The organism is Pelatocladus sp. (assembly GCF_059505505.1).
In genome coordinates this window covers 23,861-49,604 of sequence record NZ_JCACKS010000070.1, presented here as the reverse complement: position 1 = coordinate 49,604, position 25,744 = coordinate 23,861, and the positions used below count along the sequence as shown (strand labels likewise).

Genomic DNA, 25,744 nt, shown 5'->3' with positions numbered 1-25,744 from the left:
GGTGTTCTTACCTATTGCCCTTCACTCTTCATCCTTTACCTTTTTTTACTAAACCAATCTTTTCTATCGTGGTTAGCAGGCGATCGCTTTACCAGCCAACGATGCAACATCACCATGATTACTACTAAAGGAATCATCAAAACTGGAATAATCCCCAAACTAAAACGGGCTGCAACAGCGCCAACACCAGCCGGAATTCCCGCAGCCCCCAAGCTAGCAACACTCGTCATAAAACCAATTCCCGCCGGTACAATTGCAGTAGGTATTCGTTGCGGCATTAACCAAATTGTCAGTGGGAAAATAGGAGCCAAAGCAAAGCCAATAATCGGTAAACTAAATAATTGTTTCGGTAGCAACCACCAAGCAGTTAAACTGACTCCTAGCAATATTAAAGCACTATCCAAAGTACGGACTGCACCGAGATATCTCACCATACGCCCCGTAGCTAAACGTCCCAAGGTTAACCCCAACCAATAGGCGCTGACACTATAGCCTGCAAGAATTTCTGGCGTCCCTCGACCTAACGTCTGAACACTGTAAGCCCAGTTACCAACTGAGGCTTCTGTACCTACGTAAATTAGCAAGAATAATCCAGCCAGCAACACTGTAGGTGTTCTCAAAGCTACACTTAAATTAGCTGTTGCACTCGTATCTGTAACACTAGTTCGTTTAGTAAGTGGTCTATAGTTATACACAACAGCCCATAGCATCCCTAGTACTGTTAAACCAACAACAGTAGCAATGACAAAATACACACCCCGCCAATTGATGTTCATTGCTAACAGTGTTGTAGCGACAGCAGGGCCTAGCAACGCCCCGATACCATAAAAAGCGTGCAGTAAACCCATTAAATCAGCATTATTTTGGTGGTTCGCAATATAAGTATTAATACCAGCATCAATCAAGCCAATTCCTAAACCAAGGAGTGTACCTGCTGCAACCATTAATAACCAGTAGGGAGAAACAGCATAGCAAACAAGAGCGCAGGTAAGACAAAAAGACGCCATTAATAACATCCGTGCCAAGCCAATGCGACTGCTAAGAAGACTGCTAGTCAGTGCAGCAAATATGTAACCAGAAACTTGGCTGAGAAAAAGTAAGGTGACAGTTGCAGAAGTCAGATTGAATGTTGCTTGGATCGAGGGGATGAGAACACCCAAACCTCCCTCAGCGATACCAATTGCAATAAAAGCGTAGAAAGATAAAGCCACACCAATCCAGCTTGAATTATTGAAAAGCGATCGCAATTTAGATGCCATAAATCCTGATGTTGCTCGCCTTAATTATTTTAAGAATTACACACTTGTTGCAAGTAGCGATCGCCATTCTTCAGACAGCAAACTTTAGATACTGGTTGACTGCGTTATATTACTGAGTATGTTTGATCTTGTCTAAAACAAAATTAGCAAAATGATATATGTGATACAGTTTTTTCTGTAAATTTAAGGTTTGATTCCTAATGGTCAAGTTATTATCAGTCTATATAATATCAAGCTAAAAAACGCGATTGCAAAATCCACAGAAGATTCAATTAGGAAACATTGTTGTGATCCTGTACCCGGAATATGTCGCCGGAAGAAGGGGAGTTGTTTGTGGTCGAGAAATAATTATCAACGAAAAGATGAGCGATCGCTGGCTCATTCAGGTAGAGTCTGAAAATATTGTGTTGTCGCTAAATCCAGATGAATTTCAAGTAATCAGCCAGTCTCAAAAGCAATTCTCCAACAACACCTCAACTCTCCATCAAAATCAACCGTAGCGGGTCTTTGAGTGTTGCCCATTTTTCCTTATAAACTTTATGCAATAAAATCCCCTCCAAGATATGAAAAAGCAGGGTGGTTTCATACAAGCAGAGAAAAATTAAAATCTTCTTTTAAAGCCTCTCCCCTTAATAAGGGGAGAGGTTTGGAGAGGGGTAAAAATCTATGCTTCAAAACGAGAAATACAGACTTCCATATTTTTCTTTTTTCGTATGAAACCACCTTGCCTCCAAGATATGAAAAAGGGAGGGGAATATGCTAAACGAAATAATCACCGTCTATGCTATAATTGATACCTGCTCTCCGCAAGTTCGGAGAGAGGCTGTGGGGGTGAAGTTACGCGCTAAAATACTTCGCTACCGGGTGGTAACAAATAATCGCCGTCGTAGACTGCTCTGGATACAACTGTTCACTTTCATCCATATACAGATTAATCCGCTCAGTCCCCAACAACTCTAGCTGCTTGTACTGATCCTGAATATTTGGACACGCCGGATAGCCAAAGCTATACCGTGAACCTTGATACCTCTGGGCCAAAATATCCCGAATATTATCCGGTTCCTCAGCAGTAAAACCCAACTCCCGCCGAATTCGTGCATGAGTCCACTCAGCCACAGCCTCTGCCATCTGCACAGCCAAACCGTGGAAATACAGATAATCTGTGTATTGATTATCTGCAAATAACTTCTGCGCGTACTCCGTCGCCACTTCACCCACTGTCACCGCCTGCATCGGGAACACATCAATCACCCCTGACTCCTTCGATGCAAAGAAATCTGCAATACATAAACGACGCAGAGATTTTTGACGGGGAAATTCAAATTTTGTAACAAGTTGTAGAGACGCCAAATTACCCTGCGGGAACGCTAAAAGCGAACGTGTCTCTACATTTTCGGGGTGGTAAACATACAAACTATTCCCCTCAGACTGACAAGGAAAATACCCATAAATAACCTGCGGATGCAACAAATTCTCTGTAATAATTCGCTGCTTCCACTCCTCCAAAATTGGGTATACCTTCTCATCCAAAAAAGCCTGATACTCCTTCTTAGATTGATCCTTTGGCTTCCTAAACTGCCATTGTCCTGCAATCAAAGCTTGCAAATCCAAATACCAAAATACTTCTTCTAAAGGAATATCACTCGGTTGTAATAACTTACTTCCCCAGAAAGGTGGTGTGGGACGTGGAATATCTACCACCACAGCTTCTGAACGCCTGGTATCAACTTCTGTTGGTTCGACAGGTGCTTTTTCTGCTGGAGATTTTTCTGTTATAGATTCCTTATGTCCATTTTGAGATGTTTCTTCTGCCAATTCACCTAAAAATCCTTGCAGATCATCCCACTTTCCAGATGCTTTTGCTGGCATTAATTTGTCCATAAAGTGCAAATCTGAAAAAGCATCTTTGCCATAGACTACCTTACCTTTGTAAGTCTTCTGGCAATCTTCAGAAACAAACTTGGGAGTTAAGGCCGCACCACCCAAAATTACAGGGACAGTAATTCCCTTTTCATTAAATACCTGCAAATTTTCTTTCATGAAGGCGGTAGACTTCACCAACAACCCACTCATAGCAATACAATCAGCTTTGTGCTTATCGTATGCTTCAATGATGTTTTCCACCGACTGCTTAATTCCCAGGTTAATCACCCTATAACCGTTGTTAGAGAGAATGATATCTACCAGGTTTTTCCCAATATCGTGAACATCACCTTTGACTGTGGCAATAATAAACGTACCCTTGCCATTGTTGCCAGCTTCTGATTTTTCCATGAACGGTTCTAGGTAAGCAACCGCCGCTTTCATGGTTTCGGCTGACTGTAACACAAAAGGTAGCTGCATTTGTCCAGAACCAAACAACTCACCTACTACCTTCATTCCATCTAGCAGGAAGATATTAATAATATCCAAAGCCGGATATTTATTTAACGCTTCAGCCAGTGCTGCATCTAAACCGATACGTTCACCATCAATCACGTGACGCTTGAGACGTTCTTCAATGGGGAGATTTTCATCAACACCTTTGTCACGTTTTGTCGTCACCCCTTCAAACATCTTGGTTAATTCTGCTAGGGGATCATAAATACAGACATCACCTTCAAATTTGCGATCGTCGTAAATTAGGTGATGACAGATTTGTTGATGTTTCTCTTCAATCTTCGACAGTGGTAAAATTTTGTTAGGGCTAACAATTGCCGCATCCATACCTACTGCGATCGCCTCATGCAAAAACATGGAATTCAGCACTATCCGGGCGGCGGGACTCAAACCAAAGGAAATATTAGATACACCTAAAACAACATGACAACCAGGCAATTCTTTGCGGATGCGACGAATCGCTTCTATAGTCGCTTTGGCATTTTCTCGGTCTTCTGCAATTCCCGTAGAAATAGGTAGAGCAAGTGTATCAAAAAAGATTTCATGGCATGGGATACCATACTCTAATGCTTGACGGTAGGCACGTTGAGCAATTTGGAATTTCTTTTCGGCAGTTCGCGCCATCCCCTCTTCATCAATAGTACCAATGACGACACCAGCACCGTATTTCTTTGCCAATTCCAATACTTTCAAAAAACGTGGTTCGCCGTCTTCATAGTTGGTAGAATTCAACAAACACTTACCACCAGCGACTTTTAAACCCGCCTCCATCTTTTCCCATTCTGTGGAATCGAGCATCAAAGGTAGTGTGACATTGTTGACAATGCGAGAAACTAATTCGTGCATATCTCGCACGCCATCACGTCCCACATAATCGACGTTAACATCCAGGATGTGTGCGCCTTCTTTGACTTGCGCTCTCGCCATCGACACTAGTCCATCCCAGTCTTCTGCGTTGAGCAATTCACGGCATTTTTTAGAACCACTGGCGTTTAAGCGTTCACCGATAATTAAGAAAGAATTATCTTGTTCGTAAGGCTGAGTACTGTAAATTGATGCTGCGGCTGGTTCTAGCTGCGGTTCTCTAACTTTTGGCTTAAGTTCTTTAGTGATTTGTGCTAATTGTTGAATGTGATCTGGACGTGTCCCACAGCAACCCCCAATTACTTGGACACCTAAATCTTCAACAAAGTGCATCAATGACATCCGCAATTCCATTGGTGTCAAGCGATAGTGTGCTTGTCCACCGACGTTTTCTGGTAAACCAGCATTAGGAATACAGGAAACTACGAAATGAGAATGTTCGGAAAGATATTTTATGTGCGGCTTCATCAGGTCTGGTCCTGTGGCACAGTTTAGACCGAGAATATCTATTGGATAAGGTTCCAAAATAGTTAGCACAGCATTGATTTCCGTACCTACTAGCATTGTCCCCATTGTTTCCATTGTCACAGAAACCATCAAAGGACGGCGATCGCCTTTTTTAGCAAAAATTTCTTCAATACCATTCAACGCCGCTTTGATTTGCAGCACATCCTGACAAGTCTCGATAATAAATAAATCGACACCACCATCCCACAAAGCTTCTGCTTGTTGGGCGAAGTTATCTTTCATTGTGTCAAAATCAATGTGTCCCAAAGTAGGCAATTTTGTTGTCGGACCCATTGAACCAGCTACAAACCTGGGTTTTTCTGGTGTAGAAAATTCTGCTGCGACACGCTTTGCTAGTTCGGCGGCGGTTTTGTTAAGGTAGTATGTTTGATCAGCGAGATCATATTCTGCCAATACTATAGGTGTACTACCAAAAGTATTGGTTTCAATCACATCCGCACCCGCAGCAAGGAAGTCACGGTGAACTTTGGCCACAGCTTCAGGTTTGGTGTGGACTAGATATTCGTTGCAACCTTCATATTCAGCACCACCGAAATCTTCAGCAGTAAGATTTTGCGTTTGTAAGTTAGTTCCCATCGCACCGTCGAAAACAATTACGGGACGTTCAGGGCTATGCAAGTGTTCTAAAAAGGGATGAGTCATATTTGCCAAAAGAAATTTGGTTAGTCTTAATAATTCGACTTAATTTATTATTTTCCAAAATTTCTACAGTTTCGGAGTAAGAAATTGATGAAAACTGGTGTGGTGGTAAATGATATGAAGTATTTAGAGAAAATAGATAATTCTTTGGTGCATCCCTAGTTCTCAGGTTTAGCAGGGTTTTGTCTTGCTAACGAATCAAAAATACCCTTAAGCGAGCGCTCATATCGTTTAGTTACCTCAGTATATACATTCTCCGTATTTACTTATCTTTACATAGTTTGGTTTTTTCACGCCGACTTACTTAGGAGTTATAATTTCTTTAAATAACTGAATTTATGTTCAGGTGTTTTATATTAATTACTTGAAAACAAATTTCTTTTGGTGCTTGCTATGACAACTGTTACTCAGATGAAATGCGCTTGTGAATCTTGCCTTTGTATAGTTTCTCTAACCGATGCTGTGATCAAAGATGGCAAGCCTTATTGTGGAGAAGCCTGTGCGAATGGTCATCCCAGTGGAGAGGGTTGTGGTCATCAAGGCTGTGGATGTCACGCATAATCATCCATTCCTCTTGAAACTGCCTAATAACATAACTCGAATAACCTACCTGCTAAATTAGATTGTGTCAAGATGCCACCAAGAGCAATAAGAAGCAGGGTCAGCAAAAAGTAAATTGATAGGTTCAAAAGGGGATACTGCGATCATCACTGATTCAGACTCTGGTGTGATGGCGATCGCACCAATTAATTAGAAGTTTTGATAAACGCAAAATCTTATTGGCACTCTTGAAGTGATGACAACATACGAGTGCCAATTCAAACGTTAATTTAATAACATTTACACAATAGCCCAAATAGGATCAATCGACTTTTGATGTAGAGACACCTTCACTTGATTGGGGAACACTAGGCAACTCTAGGCAGTATCCAGCACCATATACTGTTTTGATGTAACGAGGATGGCGAGGATCTGGTTCTAGTTTGGTTCGTAAGTGGCGAATGTGGACTCGAATGGTTTCAATATCATCATCTGGATCGTACCCCCAAACTTCTCTGAGGATTTCACTTGGGGAAACAGTTTGACCATGTCGCTGAAGCAAGCAGTGAAGTAACTCAAACTCTAAATGAGTCAGTTTGACTGTTTGATTAAACCATATTGCCTCAAAACGTTCAGGAACCAGGGTCAAAGGCCCATAGTTGAGAATTTCACTGTGCTTGGCGGCTTGGGGAATCCGGTCAGTACGCCGCAATAAAGCACGCACCCGCGCCAGCATTTCCTCAACTTCAAACGGTTTAGTTAGGTAGTCATCCGCGCCAGCGTTAAAGCCTTCTACTTTATCCTGAGTTTGGCTGAGTGCTGTCAACATCAACACAGGAATTTCAGCTGTACGTTCATCTCGTCGCAAGCGCTGACAAACAGTGAATCCGTCTACCCTGGGCAACATCAGATCGAGCATAATCAAATCTGGCTGAAGTTGTAAAGCCAGCGCCTGACCCTTGATCCCATCTTCTGCTTGGCTGACGTCGTAGCCAGCCATCTCTAAGTTGACGGCAACTAACTCTGAAATTGCTGGGTCATCGTCTATGACTAGAATCCTCGGCATTATTAAAAAAATATTACTACTTATTAAGGATAAATAAGAACCTTTGGGAAATACAAAGATTGCTTCATTAGATTATAAAAAATATTTTAAATCTAACATAAAGATTAAAATTCAAAGATTTTCAAAACAAGTCCAAGCTATACTAAATCCTAAAGCGAATGTGTTACTGGCCATACAATCTACCATATTTTTTGCAAAACGGTGTAGCCATGACTCTCTACACCGCGTTTTTGGCTGCGCGTAACTGAGAATAAGCTACAAAATACCCAAAACCTTGACGAAGAATTATTCAGAAGGCACAAGTGATTAAAGTGAATTAAGGACGCTTTATACATTTTGCTCTAAAATATCACCCCCGCATCTGTCGCAATAGCTCAAACCCCTTCTTTCTCAAACCCTTGGGTAACAACGATAACCCTAACCCAGTCCACGCCTTAGCGTGAGAAAAAGACTTACCTGCGAGAACTAACTCTCTACCTTTTTGAATTTCTCCTTTTTCAAGTAACCGCAAACCTAATAATAACTGCGTTTCTGCAAGACGCTGTAACCTAACCTTCTCTAATTTATCTGACTCAAATTTATAATGACTTAAATACCCCAATTTATCCTGCAAATAAGGAATAACGCGATTTATTCCTTGCTGTTCTGCATGTATGCGATATTCCATTAATAACTCTGGCAAATAATAACCCTTCTTACCAGCTAAAGCTAGCCGCACAAATAAATCATTGTCCTCACAATTTTGCCAATTAGGTTGCATAAACCCTAACTCTGACAAACTTTGACGACGAAATAAAGTTGCACCAATTTGGAAGCTTTGTTGAATAAAGACTATTTCTAATAAATTATCTACAATACCTGTTGCTAAATTTGCTCTACCCCAGCGACGAGAATTTTCCTGAGTTTTTGCCTCATCTCTAATATTATTAATATCAATAATCCAGTGATCAGTACCAACAAAATCAATATTATGTTCTTGATCTAAGATCTTAGCAGTACGTTCTAAAAAATCTGGTATTAATCGATCATCATCATCAAATTTGATAAAATATTCACCTGTAGCAGCCTCAAAACCAGAGCGCATATTATTGCTTTTACCGATATTTTGCGAATGTCGAATATATCTAATTCGGCTATCTGTGTATTGTGAAATTAATTCGGGTGTACCATCACGAGAACCATCATCACAAATGATTAATTCTAAATCTTGGTAAGTCTGCTGTAGTACACTATTAATAGCAAAAGGTAAAAGTTTAACTCGGTTAAAAGTTGAAATACAAATACTGATTTTTGGCATATTATCCTATAAATATTAAAAATCCTAATCAAAATCCTATCTGTGTACATTTGTGTTCGTTCACAAAATAAATTTTTCACATATTTAATTTAAAACAGCCACCAAATCAAGCAATAGTTCTCTTAAGTTTATTCATAATTTTTTTTAAATATCGATTTGTTTTTGCCATCATACTTGGCGGTTGAAATTGCCGTGGTTTTTGCTCTATTTGTTTAAGGAATCGATAATACAAAAATTCCTCTCGGTAACGAATATCAACATCTTCACCACAACATAAACGAGCAAAATCACGTGCATGATAGCTCATATAATGAATGCGGTGAATAGGTTTTAAATCCTCTTGGTTGTAAAGGATATTGTCAATATTTATAAATGTATCTGCATTTGCACAGTTTCCAGTTCTGTCTTTACCATTAGGGCTAAGAGTGTAGTTAAATATAGAATATTTATTATCTATAGTCATGTAATTGAATAAAGCTGAACTTGACCACCAAAACTTTTGATTAATCCATTCAATTTCTCTTTTGTCAATTAGGCGATACATTAAATTATTTAATTCTTCACTTCCAAATAGTCCTTGATGGGAACCAAAAAAACTATTGCAATGAATTTTATAACGTAATTGAGCTTCTATAAGATTAGTTGCACTTGCTGCAAGTTTAAGATTAATATCTGTAGCGGCTTCAGGCTTGTCATGTTCCCAATCATCAAAAATTAAATCGTAATTGTCTAGTTTTGTTAAGACATCATCAATTGGTTTCATCACTAAGCTGTCAGCATCATAAAATATGAATCTTTCAAAATCTCCATCAAACGCAGCGAGTTTTCTATGGACAAAACCCTTATACCAGCCAGGACGAGTTAACTGAGATTCTTTAGCTCTGGGATGAGCATCCCATACTAAATTGACAAAATCATCCCAACGTTGAATTGACTCCCAATTGTCAAAAAGACTGACATGAGGTCTAGACTTAATTTCTTCTGTAATTTTCTTTAATTGTTGATTATAGGGAATGATAGAAACTGGAATCTCTGGGTTAATATTTCTTTCAATACTATTTAATAATGCAACTAACTGATCATAAACAGCATCATTGGCAAGAGTATAAATACCAGCTTTTTTCATACGGAAAGATGATCCTGAGATTGAATTTATAAGTAGCTCAAATACATAGAGTTCAAGATGATGACATAAACTATATCAACAGGTCATTCTATATACATCACTGCACTGATCAATATTGTTCCCAAATCAATTCCTTTATGAACATTTTGATGTTATCTTCCAATTTTCCTTATCCGTCAACGCGAGGAGGAACACAGGTACGAACGTTTAACTTACTCAAGTATCTTTGTCAACGCCATGCTGTTACCCTGGTAACTCAACGGGAAGCTGATGTCACAGATGCAGAAATTACAGAGTTACAAAATTGGTTAAGTAATTTAGTTGTTTTTAACCGTCCTCCTGATTTTGGAACTAATGGCGGTATCGTTAAAAAATTTCAACGTTTCACGAATTTTTTGCGAGAAGGAATTCCACCAAGTGTCTTAAATCGATATTCTGTGGAAATGCAGGAGTGGATAGATAATTTTGTACAAGCAGGCAAATGCGATGTTATTACCTGCGAACATAGCGCTAATGAAATCTATATAAAACCTCATTTTAAAAAACAGGTAAGAACTATAGTTAATGTCCATAGTTCTGTATATGGAACCTGTCGCAACCAGCTAGAAATTGGGATTTCTGAAAATCCTTGGCGAGATAGAATCAATTTACCTTTACTACGACATTACGAACAACGCTACTGCTCTAAATTTTCGGCGATCGCAGTGACAACACAAGAAGATAAAATTCAACTGCAACAGTTCAATCCTGATGCTGAAATTTCCGTCATTCCTAACGGTGTGGATCTAGAGTCATTCCCCAATCGCATTACCGATCCAGGAGGACACCATTTAGTTTTTATCGGTGCGATGGATAATTTAGCGAATATAGATGCTGTCTGCTTTTTCAGCAATGAAGTTTTACCAAAAGTTCAACAACGTTATCCAGATGCAACTTTTGATATCGTTGGTTCTCGTCCTGTACCAGAAGTTTTAGCACTGCAAGCAAAACCAGGAATTACTGTCACCGGACGTGTACCCTCGATGGTAGAGTACTTACATAAATCCACTGTCTGTGTTGTACCGATGCGGACAGGATTTGGAATTAAAAATAAAACCTTAGAAGCAATGGCTGCTGGTGTTCCAATAGTAGCAAGCGATCGCGGTTTAGAAGGATTAGCTGTAGATGGCGCAAATGTTCCACTCACCGCACTACGAGCAAATCATCCAGCTGAATATATTAGCGCCATTAGTCACCTATTTAGTAATTCACAACTACGAGATGAATTATCTTGTAACGGTAGAAAATTAATCGAAAATGAATTCACCTGGGAAAGTGCAGGTAAATGCTACGAACAAATCTGTATTGATAAATTAGAGTTAGAGTATAAAGGCGTGGAAGGTAAAACTATCAAAAATCAACTTGCTTGAACAGGTTTAACCTATCAGCCGGAAATTTATTTCACGGCTGATGACACTTTACTGTTGCATTGAAGGCACAGCAAAGATTCTACTTGATATGGGAATGCGTTGATTAGCTTTAGTGGTAACTGGTTCATTATTAGTTGACTCAGAAATGACTTGTAGTTGATTATTCCTGGAATCATCACCATTACTCAAGTTAGATTTTATATTTGTATTGGCAGCATCAAATTGAGACGATGCGGATATTATATTACTATTGCTATTTTCTAGATTGGATTTCGAGAGATTTTGAGCTTGACAAGGAATAACCAGCATAGTAGAACCAGCTACTAGCATTATTTCTAGTAGATTATAGAGATATTGACACATTGGGTTAATTAATTTCGTTACAAAATTTGTTTCCATCCCGTTAGCAATTAATAGATAGTAGTTATTCGTTGAACTTCTAATTACTACCTACTCACGTTCTAATGGTTTACCACATCAATTTTTTAGAGTAATGCGTTTGTAGTGTAGACGCTCGTAAGAGCGGCTACTTTCAGAAGCCACTTCGTGTCTACCCGAAGGGTGGACTTTAGTCCTCGAATATTTAAGCACTAAAGTGCTTACTACAAACTTGTAATGAAGATGTTGTGATGCATGACTCAACAACTATTCAATAATTTATATTTTTGGGAATGGTTTCAACAATAGAAAATTCTCGGAAATAGAAAATTTATTTTTTGCTTTTTGAAAAACTTATTACTGCGTGGATTTTACTCAAAATAAAATAATTTTATGAACTCTTTATGAATACAAATTCAAGAAAAAGAGAGTTTTTCGATCTAAAAAGTGAAGCTAGTCCGCAACACGCCTATTGTAATAGAATCACTATCTGGAGTATGGCCAGGTTCCCAGATGTGAATGATTCCTGGTGTCATACTGATATTATCTGTGATCTGGAAGCGATAGAAGGCTTCAATGTGATGGGTTGTTCCTGGCTGACTCCCTGGACGCCCTAAACCTGTATTTATATAATCAGGGACATTTTTTCCTACAGGTAAATCACTACCTGTAATTTTAGGAGGCTGTCCGAAATAAATTCCACCTAAATTACCTTTGGCAAATAAATCAGGGAAATTAAGATACACCATATAATTTGTAGTCTCTACATTTCCTGATTTACCAGGAATGTAAGAATTTGTATAACCAAACCAACCACCTAAAGTGACTTGGGGTGAGATTTGCCAATTAACAGAACTACCAACAGCATTAGTTTGTAATGGTTCTGATTTGCCAGTATCGGGGTTAACTGCTGTTAGGCAATCATCACCTAAGTAAGTCAGTAAACATCCATCTGATGAATAATTATTCACGTAATATAAACTGACATCAATGCTATCAGATGGTGTTAGTAATAATTGCACACCAGTGGTTGTGTTACCATCAAATAAGCCGCTACGTTTGCCAGGATTGGCTGGTGTGTTACTAGTATAAAGAGCCTGTAAGCTAGCACGTTTGGCAAATTGCCAATCAACAGCAATACCACCTCCGTTAAATCCAATATCTAAAATTGGGTTCCTTTGGGCAAAATATGATAATGGGCCTGTTGCTCCGCTTTCTGCTCGGTTGGGGCCACGGAAAGCACTAGGCATATTTATACCTTGTACTCCTGCTACAATTGCTAAGTTGTCAGCAACAAGCCAGTGAAAATTCAAGTCATATATACTTAACTGATTATTTGTGGGATATTCGTAACCAAGATAAACATCGTTGCTTAACTTTGGTGCTGTCGAGCCATTACCCGCTATAAGACTTGTTAATAGATAGCTATTGGGAGTGAATTGGCTAGTTAGGTATAGCTGGCTATAGTTGATGATATTGATATTTGTACTAGCGTCATCTGTATCTTTTTTACCGTCTCTTGGATTAATGTCAGCACGGTTGTCAGTGCGTCCTTGAATACCAACTATCGTAAAACCACTGAGTTTGGTTGTTGTGGAGAATTGGTTAGCAGTAATTTCAGCAGTACGGGCTTCTAAATTATCAACTCGACCTCGTACAGCAGCTAATTCGGTTGCGAATTCTTTGTGTAATTTTTCTAAAGCAATTAAATCTTCACGACTAACTAAATCATTCGTCGCTGTGGCGATCAATTCATTGACTCGATCTAAGCAAGCATTCAGTCCAGCTGCAAATTCATAGCGAGTCATGGGGCGATCGCCACGATAAGTCTGATTGGGATAACCTGCAATGCAACCATATCTTTCTACCAAAGATTGCAATGCACCGAATACCCAATCTGTAGGTTGTACATCTCGCAGTTGAGATACTGATGTCACTTGCGCCATCGGATCATCAAGGAAAGTGAATTGATCTGATGCTGCTAAGGAAACAGAAGAATTAGAGGAAAAACTCTCCGCTAATTCTCCCAGCTTTTGTGCGGGAATAGCGATCGCTGGCGTGGGAAATCCATTAACTATCGCTACTAATACGCACGCAATTACCCTACTTTGACTTTCGTTCAACTTTTTTACACTTCGCTCACACACTCAACGATAGAGCTTATTCAAAATACCTTTTTAACGTCATTAGTAAAATTACTGATTTGTACAAATTTACACTTTTTCTTTCTGGGCAATATCTCAAGAACGGGAGTATAAAAGAAAAAAAATAATCACAAGTCTTGCTAGATTTACTGAAAAATTAAGTATGGTTAATCGCCCACCAAATCCATCTGCTACGAACAAAACTAAAAAACGAATTGTCAAAAAACCTAAGAAAATTGTCAAAACATCTCAGGTTCCTACACAAAGTTTTCAACCAGACGGGTGTTCGCTTCTGCGTCGAAAAGTCAAGACTCAGAAAAATTCCTCTGAGTTGGCGTCAAAAGTGGCGATCGCTATCTTATTAAGTAGCGCTTTCTTAGTCGTGGCTTTTACCTGGGTTAGTATTGAATTGATAATCAATCCTGATAAAGTTACCTGGCTGAATCAATTTTTGCCTGCATGGGTAAAATCTGTCAGCCGCGAGGAACAGTGAACAGTTATCAGTTATCAATAAGCTAGCTTTTGGTTGATAACTAACTGGTAAGTGAATTAATAAATTGACTATTTATTTTCAGTAAAATTTTCAATATTTTTTTCAGTAGCGATCGTCAAACCGACAATGAATAGCTGAGTTTAATCAATGTACTGGTAGAGAATGCCAATTAATAGCCCACAGTTGCGATATACCACTGGCATTTCTAAACAGTACTTGTCAGAGGCGAGCTTTTGTTTTGAGATACTGTTATTATTCAGTGTCGGTGGCTGCCAATTTTTGCATTTTCAAGTGCTGCAACTGCTGTAGCAGACAATCCACCTCTGCTTGCAAGTGCATAAATTTAACTTGCTGATCTACTTGATTAAAACACTTCTCTAACTTTGTTGCCCAAGCTGTATGGGATTCGCGTTCAGAAATACTAGATGTAGACATTGCTTACTAAGTTACCCGTAACTCAACTCACACCATCAAAGATATTATAATAGGAAAGTTTAAAGAATTATTAAAAAATAATATAATTTTTTCTTTCCCTTGTAATTCGATCTTTCATGTGCAGTCATTGACTAGACAAACATAACTTTGTTCCTCTGGAATTGCGGCTATTAGGATGTTTGAGGTGTGTGGGGTGTGGGAAGTGTCAAAAAATGTGGCGTCAACCTTCCCAGAGGTACATCTAAAACGATAAACTGACATTCTACGAATAAGTTGTTTGTTGTGTGGTTATTTGTGTTTGGGTTTGACATATGTTGTTTGTTAGTGATTTCTAAACAATCAACACTTAATAACCAATACCCAATACCCAACACCTAACACCCAACACCCAAAAATATTTAACAATAACAAGCCCTGAAAACTCGTGACCTTGAGCCTGTCTGCAACTACATCTCATCGCCAACCCTGGCCCGGACTTATAGAGCAGTATCGTGACTACTTGCCTGTCAGTGAAACAACACCAGTTGTCACCCTGCTGGAGGGTAACACTCCCTTGATTCCAGCGCCTGCGATCGCACAACGCATTGGCAGACAAGTACGTGTTTTTGTCAAATACGACGGTCTTAACCCCACTGGTAGCTTTAAAGATCGGGGTATGACAATGGCAATTTCTAAAGCCAAGGAAGCAGGGGCTAAGGCGGTGATTTGTGCTAGTACAGGTAATACCTCAGCAGCAGCAGCAGCTTATGCTCGACGTGGAGGAATGCGCGCTTTTGTATTGATTCCCGATGGTTATGTAGCGCTGGGTAAATTGGCACAGGCGCTATTGTATGGTGCAGAGGTACTAGCAATTAAAGGAAACTTTGACCGTGCTTTAGAAATAGTACGGGAAATGGCCGAAACCCATCCGGTCACTTTGGTGAATTCAGTCAATCCTTACCGTTTAGAAGGGCAAAAAACCGCAGCGTTTGAAATTGTTGATGTCTTAGGTAAAACTCCCGATTGGTTGTGCATTCCCGTGGGTAATGCAGGAAATATCACAGCATATTGGATGGGATTTTGTCAATATCATCAAATTGGTAAGTGCGATCGCTTACCTCGGATGATGGGTTTCCAAGCAGCTGGTGCAGCGCCCCTCGTTAAGGGAGAACCAATATCTCACCCAGAAACGATCGCCACAGCCATAAGAATTGGTAATCCCGCTAGTTGGGAAAAAGCCGTAGCTGTCAAATCAGCTAGTATGGGGAATTTCCATTCTGTCACCGATGACGAAATCCTCGATGCCTATCGCTTATTAGCATCAGAAGAAGGAATTTTCTGCGAACCAGCCAGCGCTGCTTCTGTTGCAGGTTTGTTGCAGGTCAAAGACCAAGTTCCTACAGATGCAACAGTAGTTTGTGTCCTCACTGGTAATGGTTTAAAAGACCCAGATACAGCCATTAAACACAGTAACAGTCAATTTAAACAAGGTATTGAGGCGGAAGTTGACGCTGTAGCTGCGGCGATGGGATTTTGAATAGACATAGGCGTGAAAAATATGTAGAGACGCGAAATTTCGCTTCTCTACAAGCATTGTGGGTAACGTATAATTAATTTTTGCAGATGTCTAATTTATAATTCTCTACTTCCCACTCAGTATTTCCCACTACAACCACAGACTTACGGCACAATATTATTTAAATCCAAGAGTGGGGAGTGAGCTTTAATGGCTATTAATCTACAGCAAGCATTAGAAGTCGGTAAATACATAGTTACCCAACGTGTAAAAGGTCGTAAACGTTACCCCCTGGTTTTAATGTTGGAACCTTTATTTCGTTGCAACCTCGCCTGTACTGGTTGTGGTAAAATTCAGCATCCCACAGAGATACTCAAGCGCAACCTAACTCCACAAGAATGTTTTGCAGCAGCCGAAGAATGTGGCGCACCCATAGTCTCTATTCCTGGTGGCGAACCACTGCTGCATCCTCAGATTGACGAGATTGTCCACGGATTGATTGAGCGCAAAAAGTTTGTTTACCTGTGTACGAATGGCTTGTTACTAGAAAAAAGCCTAGATAAATTTAAACCTTCACCCTACTTAACATTCAGTGTACATCTAGATGGAATGCGAGATTGGCATGATCAATGTGTGAATCGCAAGGGTGTTTTTGACACTGCGGTACAAGCGATACGTGCTGCTAAAGCTAAGGGATTTTGTGTGACTACTAACACTACTGTGTTTGAGGGTGTCGATCGCAAACAAATACAGGAGTTTTTTGATTTCCTAAGTACACTCAATATTGATGGAATGATGATTTCGCCTGGTTATAGCTATGAGTGGGCGCCAGATCAAGAACATTTTCTCAAGCGAGAACAAACACGCGCCTTATTTAGAGAAATCTTAGCTCCTTACAAAGCAGGTCAAAAAAACTGGAACTTTAACCACAATCCACTCTTTTTAGATTTTCTCACGGGTGAGAAAGACTATGAATGTTCACCTTGGGGTAGTCCGAGTTACAGTGTTCTCGGTTGGCAAAAACCGTGCTATTTGTTGAATGAGGGACATTATGGCAGTTTCAATGAACTGATGGAAAAGACCGAGTGGAACAAATACGGGCGTGCGAGTGGTAATCCTAAGTGTGCAGATTGTATGGTTCACTGCGGTTATGAACCCACCGCCGCTACCGATGCTATGCAACCACAGAATTTAGTTCGTTCTATTGGTAGTATTTTTGGTTAGAGTTTATACCAAGCTACAGCGTTTTTCACGTAAATGAGGTACAGATGTAGGGGCGTAGACGCCCTTACCCTGTACTTCACTAAGTTGCAATCTGCTGTATCTGAATATGTTTGACTAGATTTTTTGCATTTTAACTAAATACCTAAAATATCGCGATCGCTAATAATCTCTGTTTTTGTGTGAAATGAAAAGTAGCGCTTACCGCCTTCTGTGTTCCATACCTCTTGTAACATGGCATGGGGAAATGTACCGCTATTGAGTTGATTTAGTATAGGCGGCCACTTTTGGCTAAGTTTGCTAGCTTCACCAATAAAAAGCTTAAAATCACCAATATGTGCGATCGCGTAGATGCCAGAAGACATAGTTCTATCATGTTCGCTTGAATAAAAACTAGATTTATTTCCCCTGGATAACACTCTACCAAAGGTAATTTGGCATATTCCTTAATGACAGTAATATTTTGACCAATCATTCCTTGATGGTACAAGAAAGCGGATTGATCCGTGGAATAAATCCAAAATCCAAAATCCAAAATTTCCAAGAAAGCGGATTCATCTGTCCTTAGACCTCTTGCAAAAGTCGAATGAACCCCCCTCAATCCCCCCGTTCACGGGGGGAAGATTTAGTTCCCTCCCCGTTTACGGGGAGGGTTAGGGTGGGGTAAAAATATTTTTGCAAGAGGTCTCTTGTAGGGAACAAATGTAGCAAAGGTTTTTTTATCCGTCGAATTCCCATTAATCTGTGATGGTGCGTTAGTCAGAGGCGTAACACACCTTACCTCCTGTAATTTTGGAAGTTTAAAATACAAGGGATCGGGGATAGAGGATAAGGGAAGGAGGACACACAGACACAGAGAATATTTTTGATAGATTCTCCGTGTCTTCAACTCTTTGCGTCTTTGCGTCTTGCTCAATCCCCAATCCCCTACACCTAATCCAAAATCACTATGTTTCTAGTCACAGGAGCTTCCGGAGGAATTGGTCGTCGTGTTGTACGACTGCTGCGCGATCGCCAAATGTCAGTTCGAGCATTTGTTCGCCTCACCTCGCGTTATGGAGAGTTAGAACATCGAGGTGCTGACATTTTTATTGGTGATTTAGAACAACAACAGGATATTCACAAAGCTTGTCAAGGTGTTCAGTACATTATTAGTACTCACGGTTCTAATGGCAATCCCTTAGCTTTGGACTACCGCGCCAATATAGAACTAATTGACCAGGCAAAAATCAATGGAGTGCAACATTTTGTATTAATTTCTGTATTAGGAGCCAACCGGGGGTATGAAGATGCTCCGGTGTTCAAAGCCAAACGAGCAGTAGAACGATATTTAGAAAGCAGTGGCTTAAATTACACTATTTTACGTCCATCTGGATTAGCATCTAACTTGCTGCCATTGGCAGAACGATTTCGGGAGACAGGGGTCTATTTGCTAATTGGCGACCCCAAAAACCGGAGTTCGATAGTAAGTACAGACGATTTAGCAAGAATGATTGTCGAATCTGTGACGAATGAACGCGCTCGTAATCAAATTTTATCAGTGGGAGGACCAGAGATTTTATTACGAGAAGATATTCCAAAAATTTTTGGTCGCATCTTTAACAAAGAGCCAATTATCATTAATCCGCCACTATTTATGATTGATGGATTGCGTGGAGTGTTGGGTTTTATGAATCCCCAAGCTCAAAAAAATTTGGGAACCTTCCGCACATTGCTAGCAAACGAATTTTTCTGTACAACTGAAGAAATTGCCAACTTGGAAACGATTTTCGGTTTTAAATTGGAAACACTAGAACATTTTGTAAGACGTTATTTAGCAGTTTAGTTGGGGAAAGGGAATCAGGGATTGGGGATAAGGGGGACAAGGGAGACAAGGAGGACAAGGGGGAATTATTTAAAAAGTCTTTTCCCAATCCCTGATCCCCAATCCCCAATCCCCAATCCCCAATCCCCAATCCCTGATCCCCAATCCCCGTTCCCCAATCCCTAATCCCCAATCCCTAATCCCCGTTCCCCGACCTATCAAAAATTCTATGAGATACTCCTTAGCTGCAAATGCTGCTCAAGCACGTCAAACTAAACAAAGATTTGCTAAACCGGATGAACAACTTTCTTATGAATTGGGTAAAGCGGTACAAGAATTACCGCCTTTATATACAAGATTATTAGCAGGAACAATTAGTTTAGTTGTATTTGGGGCGATCGCATGGGCTAATTTTTCCCAGGTGGATGAAGTTGCGACAGCTACCGGAGAGTTAATTGCTTCTAGTCAAGTACGACCGATTACATCCTTGGGAAATGGCTCGATTTTAGCTGTGAAAGTTAAAGAAGGCGATCGCATCAATAAAGGTCAAGTTGTAGTTGAACGTGACCCAGATTTACAGCAATCTGATGTTTTACGCTTGATCAAATCTGCTTCTTTAATCAAAGAAGATTTACGACGTTTGGATGCAGAACGGACGGGAGCAACAAATGCAGGTACACAACTGCAAGATCAACTTTTGACCTCACGCTTGCAAGATTATAAAGCACGTCAAGTAGCAGCAGAAGCAGAAGCAAATCGTCAAAAAGCGTTGATCGAACAAGCAAAAGTCCGCTTAAGTCGGCTAGAAGATAACTTGGTTAACGCCCAAACTAGCCTTGCTAACGCCAAAACTAACCTTGTCAACGCCAAAAGTCTTCGAGAAAAAACTGTCAGTAGCTTGGCGATCGCTCAAAAAAGAGAACAAGGGTTACGCACTCTTGATAATAGTGGTGCCATACCCAGAATAGATTATCTAGAAGCACAAGACAGGCTCAATCGTGCCAAAGCAGAAATTACCAAAGCCAGTGATGAAGTCACCAATGCTCAAAATAAAATCACAGAAGCTCAAGATAAAGTCATATCTTTAAAAAAAGATATTGATGCTCAAAAGCAAGAAATTCTCCAAGCACAAGCAGCCTATCAAGCTGCTAGCAGTCAAGCACAACGTTTGGCTTCAGAACGTTTAAGTGAAATTTTGACCCAAATTAATAAGCGTAAAGAAGAACTAAATAATGTTCAAGGTCAACTTGATCAAGCCCAAAAGCAGCGACAGTTAGAAACAATTGAAGCTCCAGTTTCTGGAACTGTCTATAGAGTTAAGGCGACTAAAGGCCCTGTACAATCTGGTGAAGAATTACTGTCTATTTTGCCAGATGGGGAAGAATTGCTATTAGAAGTAAAAGTCCTCAACCGTGATATCGGTTTTATTCGCGAAGGGATGAGAGCAAAAGTCAAAATGGCAACTTTCCCGTTTCAAGAATTTGGCGTTGTTGATGGAGAAGTTGTTCAAGTCAGTCCCAACGCCATTGTTGATAAAGAATTAGGCTTAGTTTTCCCAACAAGAATTAAGTTAGATAAACACTCTCTAATGGTGCGAGGTCAAGAAGTCGCCTTTACACCAGGTATGAGTGCTAATGGTGAAATTGTCACCCGTAAAAAGTCAATTTTAACTTTCATTTTAGAACCCGTAACTCGCAGATTCAGCGAAGCATTTTCTGTGAGGTAAGCAAGTTGCTACAAATAAAGTTAACTAATTGGGGTCGTCATTTGTTATTTGTCATTTGTAATTGGTAAAGATTTGGTGCTGCGATCGCCTGTGCTTCCATTAATTATCGGGCGATCGCTCTTGTTTATCTCGACTGTTGAATTTGCTGAGTTGGCTGTTGAATTTGTTGAGTTGGCTGTTGAATTTGCTGTTGAACGGGTTGTTGAACAGGTTGTTGAACAGGTTGTTGAACAGGTTGTTGAGGATTTGGTGAGGTGTTGAACAAAGAATTAACCACATTTTGGGGTAAGTTAATTAATGGGTTAGCTAAAAAACCAAGACTAGAGCTAAACGAAGATACTAATTGATTTAGTTGCCCAGCAGATAAACTCTTAGCTGCTTGTTGAATTCCAATACCGATTTTATCCAAAGCAAAGGCTGCAACTAAACGCACAGCTTGGTTTGGATCTGTCAAGCTAGTAAGTAAAGCAGGGGCTGCACCTTTAGCTTGATCGCCAAGACAGCCGAGAGTCGCACCAGCAAAAAAGCGAACCAATTCGTCCTGATTTTGCAAACCTCCAATTAGTGATGGTACAACAGATCCTGGATTTGACACAAAACATCTACCTGCATTTGATTGGGCTTTGGGCTGAGTATTGAGTTGAGCCTGTGGTTGGGCGTTTGGTTGGCCTAGTTGTTGGACCTGCTGTTGTAGCTGGGGATTTTGATTTTGCAAAGCTTGAATAATACCAGGAACCGCAGCCGCAGCATCTGAGCGTATTTGAGGATTATTGCCCTGTATACCTTGAATTAAAACGGGTATTGCAGAAGTTGCATCAAAACCTGCTGGTGCTTGTTTTCCTTGTAAAACTTGAATGAGAACTGGTACAGCCGCAGCACCAAGATTAGCATTAGGTTGAGAATTACCGTTGAGGGGTAAAGTTACTTTAATATTTTGTCCATTCACTTGTTGCGCCCAACTAGCGCTGATGAGAAATAACGGTGAAGACAAGCACAACAAGCCAACTGTTGCTTGGGCGATCGCATTCCAACGAACTCGAATTGGGAATTTTGAATAATTAGATTTAATCATGGGTGTAGGTCAGTAAGTTCATTTGCAAGATCAATACATCACTAATAATCGCAATTACGAAAATCACCCAAAACATCACTAAAAATTTTAACCAAATTCATTTTGTGAAAGGTTTTGTCGGTGCGGCACAGTTGCGTGTAGAGTTAAGTTTGATAGAAACTGTACAGCAGGGTGTAAATTTAATTGATAGAACGATTAAGCAGTTAAATTAACATTGCAACCTCAAAAAAAATCTAGGCGATCGCACATTGCCCGCCTTGTTACTAGTATCTTGCTCATGGGTCAGGTATGGCTGCATTTTATTCAAGGAAAAACATGCTACCACAAGATTCTGGAACATATGGTGACAGCAGGACCAGGTTCTATCCTACCTGTACTGTTGGTAAATGGTTGTGCAGGTATGATTTTTACGATTCAAACCGCTAGGGAATTAGTCAAATTTGATGCAGTAAATACTGTGGGAGGCGCTTTTGCTTTAGCATTCTGTCGAGAATTAGCACCTATTTTGACTGCAAGTATAATTGCTGGGCAGGTCGGTTCTGCTTTTGCGGCGGAAATCGGTGAAATGTCTGTCACAGAACAAATAGATGCACTTTATATGCTTAAAACTGACCCTATTGATTATCTTGTGGTACCAAGGGTAATTGCTTGCTGTTTAATGTTGCCAATTCTCACAATTTTAGGTTTAGTAATCGGGATTATGGGTGGTGTTTTTGCGGCTATGCAATTTTACCAAGTAGACCCAGAGATCTTTTTAGAATCAGTGAGGAATTTTTTAGCAGTACCGGATATATTGACTGTTTTGCTCAAAGCCTTAATTTTTGGTGTGCTGGTTGCTGTAATTGGTTGTAATTGGGGATTGACTACTACAGGTGGAGCAAAACAGGTAGGAGAATCAGCAACCGCAGCAGTTGTAACAAGTTGGGTATTAATTTTTATATTTGATTTTCTTCTCTCTTTGCTGCTGTATGAAAAACTGATTTGATTAAACTCAGCAAGGCTGTCACTGTGAGCATCCCAAATGTTTAAAATCCCTTAAAAATAGCCTTTTTCCTGTTGAATTAAGGCTTTAATTCAACTTAGAGTTTCAAGCAGGAGTGAACGCCCAGCACGTAGTTCACTTTCCCAACTTACTTACTGGATAACATCTAGCAAACTCTGCAACATAAAATAAACAGAAGTCGCCCCTGGATCTTGATGTCCTATACTTCGTTCTCCCAAATAACTGGCGCGACCTTTTTTAGCCTGCATTGGTGTTGTATCTTGCATTCCCTTCTCTGCTGCTGCTACAGCTTGTTGCATTGCTGACAATGTATCTTCACCTCTTGTCACAGCTTGTCCAAAAGCTGCTACGGCTGGTGAAAAAGCATCCACCATCGTTTTATCGCCTAGTTGTGCTTTACCTCTACTAATGACACCATCTAATCCCGCTTGCAACATAGTTAGTATATCTTGCTCGCTAAGTCCTTGTTTGCTAGCTACTACCGTACTTGCTCGTAGAAATAATGTGCCATAAAGCGGGCCGCTTGCACCACCAACTGTGGAGATTAGGGTCATACTCACCGTTTTCAAAATACTACCGATGTCTTTATCTGCAACAGTTGGTAACTGAGTAATGACCTTTTTAAAGCCACGTTCCATGTTGATACCATGATCAGCATCACCTATGGCTGCATCTAATTCTGTTAAGTAGTCTTTGTTTGCTTCGACTAGAGTTGCAAATCTTTGCAACCACTGCAAAATCTGCTCTTTTCTCACCATCTTCAGACCTCCTGCTGAATGCAGATATCATAGAGAAATATCCGAGTTCTTACGGTTTTGGCAATTAACAAATGTAAGAGGGAGTAGTAAAGTATTTAAGAGAACATCAGCTTGTGTTTTTTGCTAAAGCCTCTATCTTCAAACAAATTCCCTGCTTGATTTTTGTGGCTGTTGTCACTTCTACTTGTGCTGACTATACCAAAAATGCTGAGATTCAAATCGCGCAAGCTAGCCCAAGTGTACCAGAAAATATTGTTTTTCCCAAAAATGTAGGTGTATTAGATGTTACTGCACCAGAATATGGAGCTATACCCAACGATGGAAAGGATGATACAGAAGCTATTCAAAAAGCACTCAATCAATTTCCCGCTCAAGGACGAATTATTTACTTACCAAACGGTACTTATGATATTTCTAATAGTCTACATTGGCCAGCTGGAGAGCGTAACCGCTCGGATTATAAATTTACTACGCTACAAGGTCAAAGTCGCGATCGCGTGATTATTCGCCTTCAAGATCAATCTCCTTTATTCCAAGATGTCAACAAACCTCGACCAGTTATTTCTACAGGATTCGATCCAGATTTAGATCCCAATTCAGAAGATTTTAAAGCAAGTATAGCGGCTCAACGTTTTGGTAATTCTGTGAGAAATCTGACTATTAAAGTTGGAAAAAATAATCCAGGTGCAGAGGGATTGAATTTTGTTGCTAATAATCAAGGAGCAGTCAGAAGCGTCAAGATTATCTCTGAAGACAAAAAGGGAACTACTGGTTTAGCTTTAACTCATGGTGAAGTTGGCCCTCTTTTGATTGAAGATGTAGAAGTAGTTGGTTTTGATTATGGTGTGCGTACCAATAACGCTATTAATGGTATTACCATGCAGAATATTACTGTCCGCGATCAAAATTTTGCAGGTATTTTTAATAATGGACAAGCAATGAGTTTGGAGGGTTTTAATAGCATTAATTCTGTATCGGCAATTATCAATGGTATTGATCCCAATGGAGGTGTCGATCCTGGTAGTACTTTGACCCTAGTAAATGCTAAAGTGGTTGGTCGCGATCGCGCTAAGAAACTTCCAGGAATTTCTTCGGCTGGTTTTATTTATGGTAGAAATGTCGTCTCTTCTGGATATAAAGAAATTCTCTTAAATAATACAAGAGAAGGAAAAAAGATAGTTACAGGTTCCAATTTGAAGGAATATACATCCCATCCCATAATTTCACAATTTCCTTCACCATCAAAGTCACTGCAACTTCCCATTAAAAAGTTTCCCAAGTTGAAATGGGATGATCCGAAAAAATGGGTGAGTGTTGAGAAGTTTGGCGCAATTGCTAACGATAATAAAGATGATACAGCGGCTTTTCAAAAGGCAATTGATTCTGGCGCCACAACAGTAGTAGTACCTGGTGGGAAAGGAACATTTATCATTGACGGTTCTCTGCGACTACGAGGAAAACTAGAAAGATTTATTAGTACAGGAGGAGTAATGAATGGGAAAGGAGAAATAGTCGCAGATAACGGTAGTAAACCAACACTGATTGTTGAAAACTTCTTTGTTGATTTTGGTTCTAAGTTGAGATGGAAGAATGTGGCTAAGAGAACTGTTGTTTATCGTAGTATTAGTCACCTAAGTTTAGAAAGTAACGGTAGTGGAGATTTATTTATTGATGATGCTGTTATGGATAAACTGAGGTTTTTAAATCCTGCTCAAGATATTTGGGTACGCCAAGTCAATCCTGAAGGTGATTTAGAGACTAATATAGTTAATAATGGAGCAAAACTGTGGATTCTCGGTTTTAAAACAGAGAAAGGTAAGACAAAAATTGAAACTAAAAACGGTGGCTTAACTGAACTTTTGGGTGGACTATTTTATGCTGCTGGTGAACAAAAGCCCCAAGATCCTCTTTTCCGTATTACTAATGCTTCTGCTTCCTTCATTGGTGTGGCTGAAGTGTATTTTGATAATGATAGCTATCAAATATGGGTAGAAGAAACACGAGGAAGCCAAACTAAAAAGCTGATTAAAGATCAACTTCCTGGCAGATACACAGGTAATGGTAGAGTTCTGATGTTGTATACGGGTTTTAAAGATTGATGTCATTTG

General features: G+C 39.9%; 21 protein-coding genes and 1 pseudogene. 11 read left to right on the top strand and 11 right to left on the bottom strand.

Annotated features, from left to right (window positions below):
• Positions 1-35 precede the first annotated feature (35 nt).
• Positions 36-1,259 carry an MFS transporter gene (locus AC5JMK_RS06885; RefSeq protein ID WP_096675136.1) on the bottom strand — a complete coding sequence of 408 codons (1,224 nt, stop codon included), beginning with the start codon at positions 1,257-1,259 and terminating at the stop codon, positions 36-38.
• Between the two features lie 287 nt (positions 1,260-1,546).
• Here AC5JMK_RS06885 and AC5JMK_RS06880 point away from each other — a divergent pair, with 287 nt between their 5' ends.
• The gene (locus AC5JMK_RS06880; protein WP_495909714.1) at positions 1,547-1,759 is read left to right on the top strand and encodes a hypothetical protein; all 213 of its coding nucleotides are present in this window, start codon (positions 1,547-1,549) and stop codon (positions 1,757-1,759) included.
• Between the two features lie 337 nt (positions 1,760-2,096).
• Here AC5JMK_RS06880 and metH read toward each other — a convergent pair whose 3' ends face one another.
• Complete coding sequence (gene metH, locus AC5JMK_RS06875; RefSeq protein ID WP_495909713.1) at positions 2,097-5,672, bottom strand: methionine synthase; 3,576 nt, start codon at positions 5,670-5,672, stop codon at positions 2,097-2,099.
• Positions 5,673-6,062: 390 nt separating this feature from the next.
• Here metH and AC5JMK_RS06870 point away from each other — a divergent pair, with 390 nt between their 5' ends.
• Entirely contained in the window at positions 6,063-6,230 is a 168-nt protein-coding gene (locus AC5JMK_RS06870) for a metallothionein (RefSeq protein WP_096675139.1), read from the top strand.
• Between the two features lie 301 nt (positions 6,231-6,531).
• Here AC5JMK_RS06870 and AC5JMK_RS06865 read toward each other — a convergent pair whose 3' ends face one another.
• The 3 genes from AC5JMK_RS06865 to AC5JMK_RS06855 form a co-directional block, all read right to left on the bottom strand.
• Positions 6,532-7,275, bottom strand: coding sequence for a two component system response regulator RpaA (locus AC5JMK_RS06865; RefSeq protein ID WP_016863919.1), 744 nt, complete (start codon positions 7,273-7,275; stop codon positions 6,532-6,534).
• 349 nt (positions 7,276-7,624) lie between these two features.
• Positions 7,625-8,572 carry a glycosyltransferase family 2 protein gene (locus AC5JMK_RS06860; RefSeq protein ID WP_096675140.1) on the bottom strand — a complete coding sequence of 316 codons (948 nt, stop codon included), beginning with the start codon at positions 8,570-8,572 and terminating at the stop codon, positions 7,625-7,627.
• Positions 8,573-8,678: 106 nt separating this feature from the next.
• The gene (locus AC5JMK_RS06855) at positions 8,679-9,698 is read right to left on the bottom strand and encodes an Npun_R2821/Npun_R2822 family protein (RefSeq protein ID WP_096675141.1); all 1,020 of its coding nucleotides are present in this window, start codon (positions 9,696-9,698) and stop codon (positions 8,679-8,681) included.
• 137 nt (positions 9,699-9,835) lie between these two features.
• Here AC5JMK_RS06855 and AC5JMK_RS06850 point away from each other — a divergent pair, with 137 nt between their 5' ends.
• Positions 9,836-11,107, top strand: a complete 1,272-nt coding sequence (locus tag AC5JMK_RS06850; protein WP_096675142.1) for a glycosyltransferase family 4 protein — start codon at positions 9,836-9,838, stop codon at positions 11,105-11,107.
• 48 nt (positions 11,108-11,155) lie between these two features.
• Here the strand turns inward: AC5JMK_RS06850 and AC5JMK_RS06845 are convergent, their stop codons facing one another.
• Both AC5JMK_RS06845 and AC5JMK_RS06840 read right to left on the bottom strand, forming a co-directional pair.
• Positions 11,156-11,506 carry a hypothetical protein gene (locus tag AC5JMK_RS06845; protein WP_495909712.1) on the bottom strand — a complete coding sequence of 117 codons (351 nt, stop codon included), beginning with the start codon at positions 11,504-11,506 and terminating at the stop codon, positions 11,156-11,158.
• Positions 11,507-11,925: 419 nt separating this feature from the next.
• Positions 11,926-13,608: an iron uptake porin gene (locus AC5JMK_RS06840; protein WP_096675143.1), complete on the bottom strand. Its 1,683-nt coding sequence runs from the start codon at positions 13,606-13,608 to the stop codon at positions 11,926-11,928.
• Positions 13,609-13,792: 184 nt separating this feature from the next.
• On the opposite strand from AC5JMK_RS06840, the gene AC5JMK_RS06835 reads away from it, so the two are divergent.
• Positions 13,793-14,122, top strand: a complete 330-nt coding sequence (locus AC5JMK_RS06835) for a hypothetical protein (RefSeq protein ID WP_495909711.1) — start codon at positions 13,793-13,795, stop codon at positions 14,120-14,122.
• Between the two features lie 252 nt (positions 14,123-14,374).
• Here the strand turns inward: AC5JMK_RS06835 and AC5JMK_RS06830 are convergent, their stop codons facing one another.
• On the bottom strand, positions 14,375-14,557 hold the full coding sequence (locus tag AC5JMK_RS06830) for a hypothetical protein (RefSeq protein ID WP_096675144.1): 183 nt from the start codon (positions 14,555-14,557) through the stop codon (positions 14,375-14,377).
• Between the two features lie 424 nt (positions 14,558-14,981).
• On the opposite strand from AC5JMK_RS06830, the gene thrC reads away from it, so the two are divergent.
• Positions 14,982-16,073 (top strand): threonine synthase, encoded by a 1,092-nt coding sequence (thrC, locus tag AC5JMK_RS06825; protein ID WP_096675145.1) that lies wholly within the window; start codon positions 14,982-14,984, stop codon positions 16,071-16,073.
• A 189-nt stretch (positions 16,074-16,262) separates the two neighbouring features.
• Positions 16,263-17,276, top strand: coding sequence for an adenosyl-hopene transferase HpnH (gene hpnH, locus AC5JMK_RS06820; protein WP_096675146.1), 1,014 nt, complete (start codon positions 16,263-16,265; stop codon positions 17,274-17,276).
• 134 nt (positions 17,277-17,410) lie between these two features.
• Here the strand turns inward: hpnH and AC5JMK_RS06815 are convergent, their stop codons facing one another.
• Positions 17,411-17,638, bottom strand: coding sequence for a GIY-YIG nuclease family protein (locus AC5JMK_RS06815; protein WP_096675147.1), 228 nt, complete (start codon positions 17,636-17,638; stop codon positions 17,411-17,413).
• Between the two features lie 584 nt (positions 17,639-18,222).
• Between AC5JMK_RS06815 and AC5JMK_RS06810 the strand changes: the two genes are divergently transcribed.
• The gene (locus AC5JMK_RS06810; RefSeq protein WP_495909710.1) at positions 18,223-19,098 is read left to right on the top strand and encodes an SDR family oxidoreductase; all 876 of its coding nucleotides are present in this window, start codon (positions 18,223-18,225) and stop codon (positions 19,096-19,098) included.
• A 208-nt stretch (positions 19,099-19,306) separates the two neighbouring features.
• A complete protein-coding gene (locus AC5JMK_RS06805; protein ID WP_495909709.1) occupies positions 19,307-20,803 on the top strand; it encodes a beta-barrel domain-containing protein in 1,497 nt (498 codons plus the stop codon).
• A gap of 124 nt (positions 20,804-20,927) precedes the next feature.
• Here AC5JMK_RS06805 and AC5JMK_RS06800 read toward each other — a convergent pair whose 3' ends face one another.
• A complete protein-coding gene (locus tag AC5JMK_RS06800; RefSeq protein ID WP_495909708.1) occupies positions 20,928-21,875 on the bottom strand; it encodes a HEAT repeat domain-containing protein in 948 nt (315 codons plus the stop codon).
• Positions 21,876-21,976: 101 nt separating this feature from the next.
• Between AC5JMK_RS06800 and AC5JMK_RS06795 the strand changes: the two are divergent.
• Positions 21,977-22,087, top strand: a pseudogene (locus tag AC5JMK_RS06795) (tRNA dihydrouridine synthase DusB); the annotation flags it as partial.
• Between the two features lie 2 nt (positions 22,088-22,089).
• The gene (locus AC5JMK_RS06790; protein ID WP_096675151.1) at positions 22,090-22,860 is read left to right on the top strand and encodes an MlaE family lipid ABC transporter permease subunit; all 771 of its coding nucleotides are present in this window, start codon (positions 22,090-22,092) and stop codon (positions 22,858-22,860) included.
• 149 nt (positions 22,861-23,009) lie between these two features.
• Here AC5JMK_RS06790 and dhaL read toward each other — a convergent pair whose 3' ends face one another.
• Positions 23,010-23,636 (bottom strand): dihydroxyacetone kinase subunit DhaL, encoded by a 627-nt coding sequence (dhaL, locus tag AC5JMK_RS06785; protein ID WP_495909707.1) that lies wholly within the window; start codon positions 23,634-23,636, stop codon positions 23,010-23,012.
• 113 nt (positions 23,637-23,749) lie between these two features.
• Here dhaL and AC5JMK_RS06780 point away from each other — a divergent pair, with 113 nt between their 5' ends.
• The gene (locus AC5JMK_RS06780; RefSeq protein ID WP_495909706.1) at positions 23,750-25,735 is read left to right on the top strand and encodes a glycosyl hydrolase family 28-related protein; all 1,986 of its coding nucleotides are present in this window, start codon (positions 23,750-23,752) and stop codon (positions 25,733-25,735) included.
• Positions 25,736-25,744 lie beyond the last annotated feature (9 nt).

Bases quoted from the DNA above. Each gene is read 5' to 3' on its own strand.
- dhaL (WP_495909707.1), bottom strand. From the start codon at position 23,636: ATGGTGAGAAAAGAGCAGATTTTGCAGTGGTTGCAAAGATTTGCAACT.
- AC5JMK_RS06830 (WP_096675144.1), bottom strand. From the start codon at position 14,557: ATGTCTACATCTAGTATTTCTGAACGCGAATCCCATACAGCTTGGGCA.
- AC5JMK_RS06870 (WP_096675139.1), top strand. From the start codon at position 6,063: ATGACAACTGTTACTCAGATGAAATGCGCTTGTGAATCTTGCCTTTGT.
- AC5JMK_RS06860 (WP_096675140.1), bottom strand. From the start codon at position 8,572: ATGCCAAAAATCAGTATTTGTATTTCAACTTTTAACCGAGTTAAACTT.
- hpnH (WP_096675146.1), top strand. From the start codon at position 16,263: ATGGCTATTAATCTACAGCAAGCATTAGAAGTCGGTAAATACATAGTT.
- AC5JMK_RS06835 (WP_495909711.1), top strand. From the start codon at position 13,793: ATGGTTAATCGCCCACCAAATCCATCTGCTACGAACAAAACTAAAAAA.
- AC5JMK_RS06855 (WP_096675141.1), bottom strand. From the start codon at position 9,698: ATGAAAAAAGCTGGTATTTATACTCTTGCCAATGATGCTGTTTATGAT.
- AC5JMK_RS06845 (WP_495909712.1), bottom strand. From the start codon at position 11,506: ATGGAAACAAATTTTGTAACGAAATTAATTAACCCAATGTGTCAATAT.
- AC5JMK_RS06805 (WP_495909709.1), top strand. From the start codon at position 19,307: ATGAGATACTCCTTAGCTGCAAATGCTGCTCAAGCACGTCAAACTAAA.
- AC5JMK_RS06810 (WP_495909710.1), top strand. From the start codon at position 18,223: ATGTTTCTAGTCACAGGAGCTTCCGGAGGAATTGGTCGTCGTGTTGTA.
- AC5JMK_RS06865 (WP_016863919.1), bottom strand. From the start codon at position 7,275: ATGCCGAGGATTCTAGTCATAGACGATGACCCAGCAATTTCAGAGTTA.
- AC5JMK_RS06850 (WP_096675142.1), top strand. From the start codon at position 9,836: ATGAACATTTTGATGTTATCTTCCAATTTTCCTTATCCGTCAACGCGA.
- AC5JMK_RS06800 (WP_495909708.1), bottom strand. From the start codon at position 21,875: ATGATTAAATCTAATTATTCAAAATTCCCAATTCGAGTTCGTTGGAAT.
- AC5JMK_RS06885 (WP_096675136.1), bottom strand. From the start codon at position 1,259: ATGGCATCTAAATTGCGATCGCTTTTCAATAATTCAAGCTGGATTGGT.
- metH (WP_495909713.1), bottom strand. From the start codon at position 5,672: ATGACTCATCCCTTTTTAGAACACTTGCATAGCCCTGAACGTCCCGTA.
- AC5JMK_RS06815 (WP_096675147.1), bottom strand. From the start codon at position 17,638: ATGTCTTCTGGCATCTACGCGATCGCACATATTGGTGATTTTAAGCTT.